The sequence below is a fragment of the Arthrobacter sp. NEB 688 genome, assembly GCF_013201035.1.
Classification (GTDB): domain Bacteria; phylum Actinomycetota; class Actinomycetes; order Actinomycetales; family Dermatophilaceae; genus Phycicoccus.
Genome location: NZ_CP053707.1, coordinates 1362674 through 1375597 on the forward strand (window position 1 = coordinate 1362674; position 12924 = coordinate 1375597).

Annotated in this window: 12 protein-coding genes; 10 read left to right on the top strand and 2 right to left on the bottom strand. The window is 76.7% G+C overall.

What is annotated here, in order from left to right; translation table 11 throughout:
- Nucleotides 1-697 precede the first annotated feature (697 nt).
- From HL663_RS06475 to HL663_RS19345, 7 genes are all read left to right on the top strand, one after another.
- The gene (locus HL663_RS06475; RefSeq protein ID WP_173027590.1) at nt 698-1426 is read left to right on the top strand and encodes a CpaE-like family protein; all 729 of its coding nucleotides are present in this window, start codon (nt 698-700) and stop codon (nt 1424-1426) included.
- Nucleotides 1423-2631 carry a TadA family conjugal transfer-associated ATPase gene (locus HL663_RS06480; RefSeq protein WP_286175985.1) on the top strand — a complete coding sequence of 403 codons (1209 nt, stop codon included), beginning with the start codon at nt 1423-1425 and terminating at the stop codon, nt 2629-2631. Before HL663_RS06475 ends, HL663_RS06480 begins: the two co-directional genes overlap by 4 nt.
- A complete protein-coding gene (locus tag HL663_RS06485; RefSeq protein WP_173027591.1) occupies nt 2631-3341 on the top strand; it encodes a type II secretion system F family protein in 711 nt (236 codons plus the stop codon). Before HL663_RS06480 ends, HL663_RS06485 begins: the two co-directional genes overlap by 1 nt.
- Nucleotides 3341-3880, top strand: coding sequence for a type II secretion system F family protein (locus HL663_RS06490; protein WP_286176047.1), 540 nt, complete (start codon nt 3341-3343; stop codon nt 3878-3880). Before HL663_RS06485 ends, HL663_RS06490 begins: the two co-directional genes overlap by 1 nt.
- A 167-nt stretch (nt 3881-4047) precedes the next feature.
- On the top strand, nt 4048-4248 hold the full coding sequence (locus tag HL663_RS06495) for a DUF4244 domain-containing protein (protein ID WP_173027593.1): 201 nt from the start codon (nt 4048-4050) through the stop codon (nt 4246-4248).
- Between the two features lie 29 nt (nt 4249-4277).
- Nucleotides 4278-4616 carry a TadE family type IV pilus minor pilin gene (locus tag HL663_RS06500; RefSeq protein ID WP_173027594.1) on the top strand — a complete coding sequence of 113 codons (339 nt, stop codon included), beginning with the start codon at nt 4278-4280 and terminating at the stop codon, nt 4614-4616.
- A 191-nt stretch (nt 4617-4807) separates the two neighbouring features.
- On the top strand, nt 4808-5146 hold the full coding sequence (locus tag HL663_RS19345) for an Rv3654c family TadE-like protein (RefSeq protein WP_173027595.1): 339 nt from the start codon (nt 4808-4810) through the stop codon (nt 5144-5146).
- A gap of 65 nt (nt 5147-5211) precedes the next feature.
- On the opposite strand, the gene HL663_RS06510 is transcribed toward HL663_RS19345, so the two are convergent.
- Both HL663_RS06510 and HL663_RS06515 read right to left on the bottom strand, forming a co-directional pair.
- Entirely contained in the window at nt 5212-5694 is a 483-nt protein-coding gene (locus tag HL663_RS06510) for a hypothetical protein (protein WP_173027596.1), read from the bottom strand.
- A gap of 191 nt (nt 5695-5885) precedes the next feature.
- Nucleotides 5886-8168, bottom strand: coding sequence for a DEAD/DEAH box helicase (locus HL663_RS06515; RefSeq protein WP_216842694.1), 2283 nt, complete (start codon nt 8166-8168; stop codon nt 5886-5888).
- An 88-nt stretch (nt 8169-8256) separates the two neighbouring features.
- Between HL663_RS06515 and HL663_RS06520 the strand changes: the two genes are divergently transcribed.
- From HL663_RS06520 to HL663_RS06530, 3 genes are all read left to right on the top strand, one after another.
- Nucleotides 8257-8592 carry an STAS domain-containing protein gene (locus tag HL663_RS06520; protein WP_173027598.1) on the top strand — a complete coding sequence of 112 codons (336 nt, stop codon included), beginning with the start codon at nt 8257-8259 and terminating at the stop codon, nt 8590-8592.
- 224 nt (nt 8593-8816) lie between these two features.
- Nucleotides 8817-11180, top strand: a complete 2364-nt coding sequence (locus tag HL663_RS06525) for a sodium-translocating pyrophosphatase (protein WP_173027599.1) — start codon at nt 8817-8819, stop codon at nt 11178-11180.
- An 84-nt stretch (nt 11181-11264) separates the two neighbouring features.
- Nucleotides 11265-12773: a DUF7059 domain-containing protein gene (locus tag HL663_RS06530; RefSeq protein WP_173027600.1), complete on the top strand. Its 1509-nt coding sequence runs from the start codon at nt 11265-11267 to the stop codon at nt 12771-12773.
- Nucleotides 12774-12924 lie beyond the last annotated feature (151 nt).

The window sequence follows — 12924 nt, forward strand, 5'->3', positions numbered from 1 at the left end:
GTGCCCGGACCGCCACCCGCCCCGGGGCCGGTGGACGTGTCGGGGTGACCCTGAGATGTCCACGAGACCCCGGTTCCGAGCGGGGGCCTCGTGGACGAACCGGGGTCTCGGGCCCTCCGTGAACGCGTGCTCAGCGCGTGACCGTAGGCGTTCACGGAAAACCGGGGACAAACTGTCGGCATGCGTGGAAGAATCTGGAGGAAACCTACGGATCCCGCATATCTGAGGACATTCTCAGGTAGTTTTCAGGGGTACGTCTGCCGGGCTTGCGCCCGGGGGCATCCATGAGTCACGATGTACTCACTCGCTCCCCTTCGGGGTTGAGCGACCGGCGAACCGGCTTCTCCCCCCCGGAGCTCGGCTCGCCGACGGCCCCGGTTGTCCCCCCGACCGGGGCCGTCCCATGTCCGGATGCTTTTCGCTCATCCACGCCCCGGGTCGCGGGGACCCCGCCCCCGACCGGGGCCGTCCCATGTCCGGATGTCTTTCGCCCAGCCACGCCCCGGGTCGCGGGGACCCCGCCCCCGACCGGGGCCGTCCCATGTCCGGATGTCTTTCGCCCAGCCACGCCCCGGGTCGCGGGGGCCCCGCCCCCGACCGGGGCCGGTCGTCCACAGGCGCCGCGTCCCGGCGCGGTCGTCCACAGATGCCCAGAGGCCTCTGGTGAGCCGCGTCCCGGGCGCGACAGCCTGCCGTCATGGACACACCCGCACCCCTCCTCCTCGTCGTCGGCGCGTCCGGCGGCCTGGGCGCCAGCAGCCTCGCCCTCGCCGTCGGACGCCGCCTCGCCGGTGCCCGCGGCGCCGCGACGGTGGTCGACCTCGACACCTCCCGCGGCGGCCTCGACGTGACCGCCGGTGTCGAGCACCTGCCCGGCCACCGCTGGCCGGCGCTCGGCGGGCTGCGGGGGGCGGCGCCGGCCCGGCCGCTCCTCGACGCCCTCCCCGCCGAGGCGCGAGCACGGGTGCTCGCCGCGGCGGGCGCCGCGACCCGCGACCTCGCGCCGGAGGCCGTCGCCGACACCCTTTCCAGCCTGCTCGGTGCCGGTGAGCCCGTCGTCGTCGACGTCCCCGCCGCCTCCCCCCACCTGGCGACCCTCCTGCCCCGCGCCGCGCTGGTCGTCGTCGTCACCGGGCTGCAGACGCGCCGGCTCGCCGATGCCGACGCCGTGGTCGGCCACCTCGCGCAGGTCGCCGACGACTGCGTCGACCCGCCCGCCCTGCGCCTCGTCACCCGGGGCACCCGACCGGCACCGGCGGTCCTCGACGACCTGCGCCATCACCTCGGCGTCCCCCACCTCCACCACGTCCCCGACGACCCGCAGGTCGAGCGCGAGGCCGAGCGCGGCCTCTGGCCGGGCAGCACCCGCGGCCCGCTGCGCCGGTGCGCCGACGCCGTCGTCTCCGTCCTCGGCGAGGCGTCGTGAGGTCCACGGCCCGGCGGGATGCCCCGTCCGTCCCGGGGCCCACCGGCCCGGTCGAGCGGTCCATCGCCGCGGGGGAGGGGCCCAGCCCGGCGCGCATCGCCGCCGTCGCGCGGGCGTCGCTGCCGCTGCTCGGTCGCGAGGGCGGCGTGCGCGCGGGCCGCGAGCTCGAGGCCGGGCTCGTGGGTCTCGGGCCGCTCGCCCCGCTCGTGGAGGACCGGACGGTGACCGATGTCCTCGTCAACGGCGACGGGTCGGTGTGGGTCGACCGGGGTGGTGGCGTGCGGCCCTCGGGGGTGGCCCTGCCCGGGGTCGCGGTGCGCGCGCTGGCGGTCCGCCTGGCCGGCCTCGCCGGCCGGCGCCTCGACGACGCCCAGCCCTGGGTCGACGGGCTCCTCCCGGGCGGGGTGCGGCTGCACGCGGTCCTGCCGCCGCTCGTCGAGGAGGGCGCGCACGTCAGCCTGCGGATCCCCCGGCGGCGGCTCGCCGGGGTGGCGTCGCTCGTCGAGCACGGGATGGCGGACGAGGGCACCGCGGCGGTGCTCGCCGGCCTCGTGGCCGCGCGCCGCAGCCTGCTCGTCACCGGTGGCACCGGCGCCGGCAAGACGACCGTGCTCGGGGCCCTGCTCGCGCAGTGCCCACCCGCCGAGCGGCTCGTCGTCGTCGAGGACGTCCGCGAGCTCGACCCGCTCCACCCTCACGTCGTGCGCCTGCAGGGACGGGCGCCCAACGTCGAGGGCGCCGGCGAGGTGTCGCTCTCCGTCCTCGTGCGGCAGGCACTGCGGATGCGCCCCGACCGCCTCGTCGTCGGGGAGGTGCGGGGTGGGGAGGTTCGCGACCTCCTCGCCGCGCTCAACACGGGTCACGAGGGCGGGGCGGGGACGCTGCACGCCAACGGGCCGCAGGAGGTCCCGGCCCGGCTCGAGGCCCTCGCCTCGCTCGTCGGGATGCCCCGCGCCGCGGTCCACGCCCAGCTGCGCGGGGCGCTGCACGCGGTCGTCCACGTCGTGCGCGACGACGCGGGCCGCCGGATCGGCGGGGTCGGCGTCCTGTGCCCCCGGGCTGACGGCCTCGTCGAGGTCGAGGTCGCCCTGCGCTGCGACGCCACCGGTGCGGTCGCGACCCCTGCCTGGCCGCGGCTCCTGGCCCTCCTGCCGCCGGGGACGGCGCCGCCGGTGGGCTTCGCGTCGTCGTCGGGAGCGGCGTGATGGCTCTCGTCGCCGCGCTCGTCGTGGCCGGGGTGCTGCTCGCCTGGCCGCGTGGTGGGGCGGCGACCGCCGGGTCCGAGCCGGGGGCCGGGCGGACGTCCCTCGTGGCGATCCTGCGTGCGCGCCGGAGAGGGAGCGTCACGGCCGGGTGGGTGGCCGAGCTCGCGGAGGTCACGGCGGTCGCGCTGCGGGCCGGCGTCCCCCTCGCCGGGGCGGTGCACGTCGCGGCGCGCTCGCCCGGGGTCGCCTCGGCCGCCCCGTGGCTCCGCGACCGGGTCGAGGTCGCCGCCAGCACGGGGGAGGGCGTGGCCGGCGTGCTCGCCGCGCCCCCGCCGGGCGTCCGGCCGCGGGTCGTCGACGACCTCCGACTGCTCGGTCGGGCCTGGCGGCTGTCCGAGGAGACCGGTGCGGCCGCGTCGCACACGACGGCCGCGGCCGCCGCGGCCCTGCGGGCACGCAGCGCGGCGCGGGAGCGACGTGAGGCGACCCTCGCCGGTCCGCGCGCCTCGATGCGCGTCCTCACCCTGCTGCCCGCGGCGGGCCCGGTGGTGGGGCTCGTCCTCGGGCTGTCGCCGACCAGCCTCTACGCCACGTCCGCGGCCCGGCTGTCCGCCCTCGTGGGCGCGCTCCTCACGCTCGCCGGGTGGTGGTGGGCGCGGCGTCTCGTCGGCGCGGCCGGGCGGCCGGGTCGCACCGACGGGCAGGCGTGATGCTGCTCGTCGCCCTGATGGTGGCGCTCGCCGCCCTGCTGACCGCTCGCGCCCGCGGTGCGCCGTGGCCACGGCGGCCCCGTACCGGGTCGGGCGAGGTCCCTCGGTCGGCGACCGTCGAGGAGGCCGCGACGGCGCTCGGCCTGCTCGCGGCGGTCGTCCGCGGCGGCGGTGGGGTGCTCGAGGCCCTCGAGACCGTGGCGCGCGTCGACCACGGGCCCGCGGGGGCCGCGCTCGGTGTCGTCGCCGCCGCTCACCGCTGGGGCGAGCCGACGGACCGGGCGTGGGCGCGGGTCGGGCCGGGCTGGGCTCCCGCCGCGGCCGCGTGGCACGCAGCGGCGTCGGCCGGCGCTCCCCCCGCCGACCTCGTCGAGCACGCGGCCGGGCGGATGCGGGCCGCGGAGTCCCGCCGTGTCGAGGCGGCCGGCGCCCGGGCCGGCGTGCTGCTCGTGCTGCCGCTCGGCCTGTGCTTCCTGCCGGGCTTCGTCGCGACGACGGTCGTGCCGGTCGTGCTCTCCCTGCTCTCGCGCTGGGGCTGAGTGCGCAGTGCCCGCCCTCCCCGGCGCCCGGCCGTCGTCCACAGGCGGGCCCCGGTGACGCGCTCGTCCACAGATGTTCCGGCGCCCCTCGACCTCGCCGCCGACCGGGCCGACGGTGGGACCAGGAGGGCGCGGGTGGTCGCGCCCACGACGCAGGGAGGTTCTCCATGGGAGCACGAGTGGTCCGGTCCGTCAGGGCGGTGGCCCGCCGGGTCCCCCGGCTCGGCGAGGCCGGGATGACGACCGCGGAGTACGCGGTCGGCACCGTGGCGGCGGTCGCCTTCGCGGCGCTGCTGCTGGTGGTCGTGAAGTCCGGGCCGGTCAAGGGAGCGCTGACGAGCATCATCGTGTCGGCGCTCGGTACGTGACGCGTCGTCGTCGCGCGGAGCGGGGGGCGGTGACGGCCGAGCTGGCCGTGGCCGTCCCCTCGCTCCTCCTCGTGCTGGCGCTCGGGCTCTCGGCCGTGCAGCTGGGCGTCGACCGGGTGCGCTGCGCCGACGCCGCCCAGGTCGGTGTCCGGCTCCTCGCCCGCGGCGAGAGCGAGGCGGTGGCCCGGGCGGCGGCGCTGCGGGTGGCGCCGGGCGGGGCGGTCGTCGAGGTGGGCGGCGCCGGGGCCCAGGTCGAGGTGACGGTGCGGGCGCCGGCCCCTCCGCTGCTCGGGACGCTCGGCGCGGTGCCCCGGGTCGAGGCCGTCGTCGTCGCCCGCCGTGAGGACGGCTGGGAGGTCGAGCCATGAGCGTCGATGGTCGGACGAGGGGCAGGGGCGGACCGGGTCCTGCGCGCCGCGGGCAGGGGCGCGACCAGAGGGGTCCGTGCGACGCGCGCCGCGAGGAGGGGACCCGTCGGGGCGGTCCGGGCGCCGGGCGCCGCAACCGGCTGGGCTCACCCGGCCCGGAGCGCCGTGAGCGGGGGAGCGGGACGGTACTCGTGGTCGGCGCGGTGGGCGCGGTCGTCGCCGTGGTCACCGGCGGCCTCGTGCTCGCCGGCCTCGTCACCGACCTGCACCGCGCCCGCGGCGCCGCGGACCTCGGGGCGCTCGCGGCCGCCGGGCCGCTCGTCCGGGGCGGCGCCCCCGACTGCGCCGCCGCGGCCGAGGTGGTCCGGCGCAACGGGGCGGTCCTCGTCGCCTGCGCTGGGGGCGGGGACGGGTCGGTCCTCGTGCGGGTGTCGGTCGTGGTCGACGGCGCCGGGGCGCCGGTGCTGCCCTCGTCCGTCGAGGCCGTGGCGCGCGCCGGCCCCGCGGGCGACGAGAACGGGTCGAGGTGACAGGGGGCCCGGAGCGGGTCGTCCGTCACCTCGACCCGTGGGAGCGAGGGGTGGTGGGGGAGCGGTCAGTCGCGGCGGACGTCGGTCGTGGTGCCGTCCGTGCGGGTCTCCGCGACCTCGGCCCGGCGTCGGGCGGTCTCGGTGGCGACGTGCTGCTCCGCGACGCGTTCGTCGGCCTCGCGGCGCAGCGCGGCGGCCTCCTCCTCGTGGCGGCGACGCTCCTCGGCGAGCTGGCGCTCGCGGGCGTCGACCTCCTCCTTGAGGCGCTTCTGCTCGGCGGCGCGCTCCTCCTGGGCGGTGCGGTCGGCCTCGCGGGCCTGGACCCGGCGGCGGTGGCCGCGCTTGAGGCCGCTGCGCAGGACGACCCAGCCGAGCCAGAAGAGGGAGATGACGACCATGCCGGTGACGAGGAAGACGATCGGCGGCAGCTCGACCTGGCCGCCGAGGACGTTCATCACCACCGGGTCGTCGAGGCGGACGGCGCCGAGGACGAGGAGTGCTCCCACGCCGAGGGCGAGGACGACGAGGACGACACCGAGGAGGACCATGTCTCGGAGGCTACCGCCCTGACCAGCGGCGGAGCCCCACGCGTCCCTCCCGACCTGCGGCGTCGAGGGTGTCGCCGCCGGCCGTGCGACGGTGGCCCGAGGAGGCTGCACCGGGACGGTCCCAGGACCCGGACCCGGACCCGGACCCGGACCCGGGAGTCGGGGGCGGCCGGGTGCGGCGCCCCTCCGGCTCAGGCGGTGCCGGCCAGGGCCAGCTCGAGGACGACGACCGCGCCCGCCTTGTCGAGGGGCTCGTTGCCGTTGCCGCACTTGGGGGACTGCACGCACGCCGGGCAGCCCGCCCGGCACGGGCACCCGAGGACGGCGTCGCGGGTGGCCCGCACCCACGCCTCGAACGCGACGAACGCCCGCTCGGCGAAGCCCGCCCCGCCGGGGTAGCCGTCGTAGACCATGACCGTCGGCAGGCCCGTGTCCGGGTGCAGCGCGGTCGAGACGCCGCCGACGTCCCACCGGTCGGAGGTCGCGACGAGGGGGAGCATCCCGATGGCCGCGTGCTCGGCGGCGTGCAGGGCACCCGGCACCGCCTCCTCGGCGACGCCGGCGGCCAGGAGGACCTCGGGGTCGACGGTCCACCACACGGCCTTGGTCGTCAGGGAGCGCTCGGGCAGGTCGAGCGCGTGCCGGCCGATGACCTCGCCGCTCGGCAGCCGCCGGGTGAACGCGGTCACCTGCCCGGTGACCCGCACCGACCCGTACGCCGCCCGGACCCGCGCCCGGTCGGCGACCCGGTTGGTCGAGAGGACGTCGAAGCGGCTCACCGACTCGGCGAAGGTCGACCAGCCGGGGTCTCCCTTGACGGCATGGGCGACCCGGGCCTCGAGGTCGAGCCCGGTGACGACCCACGACTCGCCCTGGTGGAGGTGGACCGCCCCGGTGTGGACCTGCGCGTGCGCCGAGGCCTCGTCGACGGTGCCGATGACCCGGCCGGTGCGCGTCTCGACGACCGCGACGACGTCGCTCGCCCCGCGCAGCGAGATGTGCTCGGCCGGCCGGTCCTCGCGCGCCCAGAACCACCCCGTGGGGCGCCGGCGCAGCATGCCGTTGGCGACGAGCACGTCGAGCAGCCGACGGGCGCCGGGCCCGAAGAGCTCGAGGTCGGCGTCCCCGAGCGGCAGCTCGGCCGCGGCCGCCGCGAGGTGCGGCGCGAGGACGTGCGGGTTCTCGGGGTCGACGACGGTCGCCTCGACGGGCGCCGAGAAGATGGCCTCCGGGTGGGTCACGAGGTAGCTGTCGAGGGGGTCGTCCGCGGCGACGAGCACCGCGAGGGACTCCCCGCCCGAGCGCCCGGCCCGGCCGGCCTGCTGCCACAGGCTCGCCCGCCGCCCCGGCCATCCGGCGACGAGCACGGCGTCGAGGCCGCTGACGTCGATGCCGAGCTCGAGCGCGTTCGTCGCGGCCAGCCCGCGCACCGCGCCGGAGCGCAGCCCGCGCTCGAGCTCGCGGCGGTCCTGGGGGAGGTAGCCGCCGCGGTAGGCGGCCACGGCCGACCCCGAGCCCGGGTCGAGCGCCTCGAGCCGCCGCCGCGCGCCCGTCGCGAGGGACTCCGCCCCGGCCCGGCTGCGGGCAAACGCCACCGTCTGGACCCCGTGGCCGACGAGGTCGGCGAGCAGCTCGGCCGCCTCGGTCGTGGCGGAGCGCCGGGTGCCGTCGGCGTCGGTGACCGGCTCCCACAGCGCGAAGGTCATCGCGCCCCGCGGGGAGCCGTCGGTCGTCACGGCCCGCACCGGCAGCCCGGTGACGCGCGAGGCGTGCGCGGCCGGGTCGCTGACCGTCGCCGACGCGAGGACGAACGTCGGGGACGCGCCGTAGCGGCCGGCGACCCGCCGCAACCGTCGCAGCACGGCGGCGACGTGCGAGCCGAAGACGCCGCGGTAGACGTGGCACTCGTCGACGACGACGTAGCGCAGGTCCCGCAGGAAGCGTGACCAGCGCGCGTGCCCCGGCAGGAGGGAGTGGTGCAGGAGGTCGGGGTTGGTGAGGACGACGTTCGCGTGCTCGCGGACCCAGCGGCGCTCGTCGGGCGGGGTGTCGCCGTCGTACGTGGCGGCCCGCACCCCCGGCACGGCGAAGTCCTCGATCCGCGAGAGCTGGTCGGCGGCCAGGGCCTTCGTCGGCGCGAGGTACAGCGCGGTCGGTCCCCGCACCCCGCCCCGCGTCGACGCCTCGAGCACCGACGACAGCACCGGCACGAGGTAGCCGAGGCTCTTGCCGGACGCGGTGCCGGTGGCGAGCACGACGTGCTGCCCGGCCCGGGCGAGGTCGATCGCCTCGCGCTGGTGGCTCCACGGGTGCTCCAGCCCGCCCGCGAGGAGGGCGGACAGGACGGCCGGCTCGAGGTCGTCCGGCCACTGCGCGAGACGTGCCGGACGGGCCGGGATCTGCTCGACGTGGACCAGCCGCCCGGGCACCCCGTCACCGGCGAGCCGGGAGAGGTGCTGCGCGGGGCTGGACACGCCGGTTACGGTAATCCTTGGTCCCGACGACCCCCGAGGCCGGTGACCAGCACCGACCCCTGCCTGAGCCACCCGAGGAGCCAGACGCGTGGAGCTTTCCCTCACGACGTCCCACCAGGACGACGTCAGTGTCGTCACCGTCGAGGGAGAGGTCGACGTCTACACGGCGTCGCAGCTCCGCCAGACCCTCGACCAGGAGATCGCCGACGGCCACACGCGCCTCGTCGTCGACCTCGATGCCGTGACCTTCCTCGACTCCACCGGCCTCGGTGTGCTCGTCGGCCGGCTGAAGACGGTCCGCAACAACAGCGGCTGGCTGCGCATCGTCTGCACGAGCGACCGCATCCTGCGCGTCTTCCGGATCACCGGCCTGGACAAGGTCTTCGGCATCCACGGCTCGCTCGACGACGCCCTCGCCGCCTGACCCGACGCCCCTCCTCGCGCCGTCCGGCGCGACCTCCCCGCACCCTCCGTCGGTGCGTCCCCGCGGTCACGCCGCTGACCAGCGGCGTCGCCGCCGGGTGTGAAACGCGTCACTTCGTCCTGCGCGGGCGGGCCGACGGAGGAGACCGGTAGGGTCCGTGCCGTCCGCCCTTGTCGAGGCGCTGTTCGCGCTCGGGGGCGGTCCACGCCGTCAAGGAGGATGGAATGGCACCCCTCGCACTCGCGACCGCCGAGTCAGGAGGCCTGGAACTCACGGGCTCGAACCTGACGCTGGTGGTGACGGTCGCGGTCATCGCGCTCGTGTCCCTGGCCATGGGCGTCGTGTTCCGCCGGCAGGTCCTCGCCGCCGACCCGGGCACCGAGAAGATGCAGGAGATCGGCGCTGCCGTGGAGGAGGGGGCCCAGGCGTACCTGAGCCGCCAGTTCCGCACCCTCGGCATCTTCGTCGTCCTCGTCTTCGGCCTCCTGTTCCTGCTCCCCGCCGACACCTTCGGGGTCCGCGTCGGCCGGTCGGCGTTCTTCGTCGTCGGCGCGCTGTTCTCGGCGGCCATCGGCTACCTCGGGATGAGCCTCGCGGTCAAGGCGAACGTCCGCGTCGCCTCGGCCGCCCGCCAGCCCGGCGGCCGCGACCTCGGGATGAAGATCGCCTTCCGCACCGGTGGCGTCGTCGGCATGGCGACCGTGGGCCTGGGCCTGCTCGGCGCCTCGGTCGTCGTGCTCCTCTACAAGGGCGACGCCCCGAAGGTCCTCGAGGGCTTCGGCTTCGGCGCCGCGCTCCTCGCGATGTTCATGCGCGTCGGCGGCGGCATCTTCACGAAGGCCGCCGACGTCGGCGCCGACCTCGTCGGCAAGGTCGAGGCCGGCATCCCCGAGGACGACCCGCGCAACGCGGCGACCATCGCCGACAACGTGGGCGACAACGTCGGCGACTGCGCCGGCATGGCCGCGGACCTCTTCGAGTCCTACGCGGTCACCCTCGTCGCGGCGCTCATCCTCGGGTCGGTCGCCTTCGGCGCCTACGGCCTCGTCTTCCCGCTCATCGTGCCGGCGATCGGCGCCCTGACCGCCCTCCTCGGCGTCTACATCACCAAGGCGCGCCCGGGCGAGAACCCGCTGAGCGCCATCAACCGCGGCTTCTACATCGCCGCCGGCGTCTCGGTCGTCCTCTCGGCCGTCGCCGCCTACGCCTACCTGCCGAGCACCTACGCCGAGCTCGGCAGCGACAACGCCGGCATCCAGCAGCTCGCCGGCGACCCGCGCCAGGCGGCGGTCCTCGCGGTCGTCATCGGCATCGTGCTCGCCGGGGTCATCCTCTGGCTGACCGGTCACTTCACCGGCACCGACAAGCGCCCCACGAAGGACGTCGCGCGCACCTCGCTCACCGGTGCGGCCACGGTCGTCCTCTCGGGCATCGGCGTCGGCCTGGAGTCGGCCGTCTACACCGCGGCGATCATCGGCGGCGCGGTCTACCTCGCCTTCCTCCTCGGCGGCGGCTCGACGGCGCTCGCGCTCTTCCTCATCGCGCTCGCCGGCTGCGGCCTGCTCACCACCGTCGGCGTCATCGTCGCGATGGACACCTTCGGCCCGGTCTCCGACAACGCGCAGGGCATCGCCGAGATGTCCGGCGACGTCGACGGCGAGGGCGCGCAGATCCTCACCGAGCTCGACGCGGTCGGCAACACGACGAAGGCGATCACCAAGGGCATCGCCATCGCGACGGCCGTCCTCGCGGCGACCGCGCTCTTCGGCTCCTACACCGACGCCTGGCAGACCGCGGTCAACGAGGTCCTGCCGGGCCTGCAGCCGCGCTCGATCGAGGACGCCCAGTGGCTGCAGAACGCCTACGGCCTGGTCACCTCGCCCGGCACCCTCGTCGGCCTCATCATCGGTGCGGCCGTCGTGTTCCTCTTCTCCGGCCTCGCGATCAACGCGGTCACCCGGGCCGCCGGCGCCATCGTCTTCGAGGTGCGCCGCCAGTTCCGCGAGATCCCCGGGATCATGGAGGGCACGGCCAAGCCCGAGTACGGCAAGGTCGTCGACATCTGCACGAAGGACTCGCTGCGCGAGCTCGCGACGCCGGGCCTCCTCGCGGCGCTCATGCCGGTCGCCGTGGGCTTCGGCCTCGGCGTCGGGGCGCTCGCCGGCTTCCTCGCCGGGGCCATCGGCTCCGGTGCCCTCATGGCCGTCTTCCTCGCCAACTCCGGTGGCGCGTGGGACAACGCGAAGAAGATCGTCGAGGACGGCGCGCACGGCGGCAAGGGCAGCGAGGCCCACGCGGCCACGGTCATCGGCGACACCGTCGGCGACCCGTTCAAGGACACCGCCGGCCCGGCGATCAACCCGCTCATCAAGGTGATGAACCTCGTCTCGGTGCTCATCGCACCGGCGATCGTCACCCTGTCGATCGGCCCGGACGCCTCCGCGCCGATCCGCTTCGGCATCGCCGCCCTGGCGTTCGTCGTCGTCGTCGCGTCGGTCGCCGTCTCCAAGAGCCGCGACCTCGCCATCGGCGGCGACGAGGACCCGGAGGCCGCCCCGGCCGAGCGGCCCCGCCCCGCGCAGGTCTGAGCACGGCGCACCCCCGACGAGGGGCCGGTCCCACCCGGGGCCGGCCCCTCGTCGCGTGCGGGGCGACCCCCTAGGCTCGTCCCGATGACCGCGAACCCGCCCCTCGCCGACGCCCGCCTCGTCGAGCGCCTGCGCGACGACCTCACCGCGACCGGCTTCACCGTCGCCGGCGTGACCGCCCTGCTCGGCCCGATGGCCGCCGCCGCCCTCGACCGCGAGCAGGCGATGCCCGCGCGCCGGGCGACGGCCGACTCCGACGACCCGCGCGCCGTCCTCGTGCGGCTGTTCACGCTCGGCGACCCCGTCGACGCGGCCGAGGTGGCCGGAGCCCTGCCGACCCTCGGGGTCGACGGAGCCGTCGCGCTCGGGCTCGTCGCGCCGGAGGGGGACGCCCTCGTCGCGCTCTGCGACCTGCGCCCCTACGCCGCCGACGGCCGCGACCGCTGGGTGGCCTCGGACCTCGGGGAGCTCGCGCTGGGCCGCCCGCTCGAGCCGGACCACGTCCTCGGCATCGGCGGCGCGTCCGCGACCCTCGCGTCGTGGACCCCGCGGCCGCACGTCGAGCGCGCCCTCGACCTCGGGACCGGCTGCGGCGTGCAGGCGCTGCACCTCGAGGAGCACGCCGACGAGGTCGTCGTCACGGACCTGTCCGAGCGGGCCCTCGGCTACGCCCGCTTCAACGCGTTGCTCGACGGCGCCGAGTGGGACGTGCGCGCCGGCTCGATGCTGGCGCCGGTGGCCGACGAGCGTTTCGGGCTCGTCGTGAGCAACCCGCCCTTCGTCATCACCCCGCGCTCCGGCGACGTCCCGCTCTTCGAGTACCGCGACGGCGGGGCCTCGGGCGACGACGTCGTCCGCGACCTCGTGCGCTCCGTCGGCGAGCACCTCGAGCCCGGCGGGATCGCCCAGCTCCTCGGCAACTGGGAGGTGCCGCGCGGCGGCGACTGGCGCACCCGGGTCGGGGAGTGGCTCGACGGGACCGGGCTCGACGCGTGGGTCGTCCAGCGCGAGGTCCAGGACCCGGCCGAGTACGCCGAGACCTGGTCGCGCGACGGCGGGCACCATCCCGGCACGGCCGACTTCAACACGATGTACGCCGCCTGGCTCGACGACTTCGCCGCGCGGGACGTCGAGTCCATCGGCTTCGGCGTCATCACCCTCCAGCGCCCGCGCACCGACCGGGCCCCCTTCCGCGACCTCGTGGAGGTCGGCTGGCCCGTCGCGTCCCCGATGGGACCGACGGTGCTCGCGGGGCTCGACGCCCGGACGTGGCTCGCCGAGCACGACGACGACGCGCTGCTCGACGTCGCCTGGCGGTGCGCGGCGGACGTCGACGTCGAGACCCACCGCGAGCCCGGGGAGGAGGACGCCCTGCTCGTCCTGCTCCGCCAGGGCGGCGGGCTGCGCCGGCAGCTGACCCTGTCGACGGTGACGGCCGCGCTCGTGTCGGTCTGCGACGGGGACCTCACCGCCCGCGCCGCCGCGGCGGCCATCGGCGGCCTGCTCGGGGCCGACGACGCGGCCGTCCGGACCGAGGTGACGCGCTTCCTGCGCGACGCCGTCAAGGACGGGCTGCTCGTCGAGACCCGCTGACCTGCGGCTTCGTCCGGTGTGACGCAGGCCACAGCGCCGCGCCGGTCCCGGGGTCGCCCCGTGGCGCCCAGGACCGACAGGATGAGCGCGCTGCGGTCGGAACCCCCTTGCACGGGAACGTGTTCCCGCCCGACGCGCGGCCCAGGCCCCG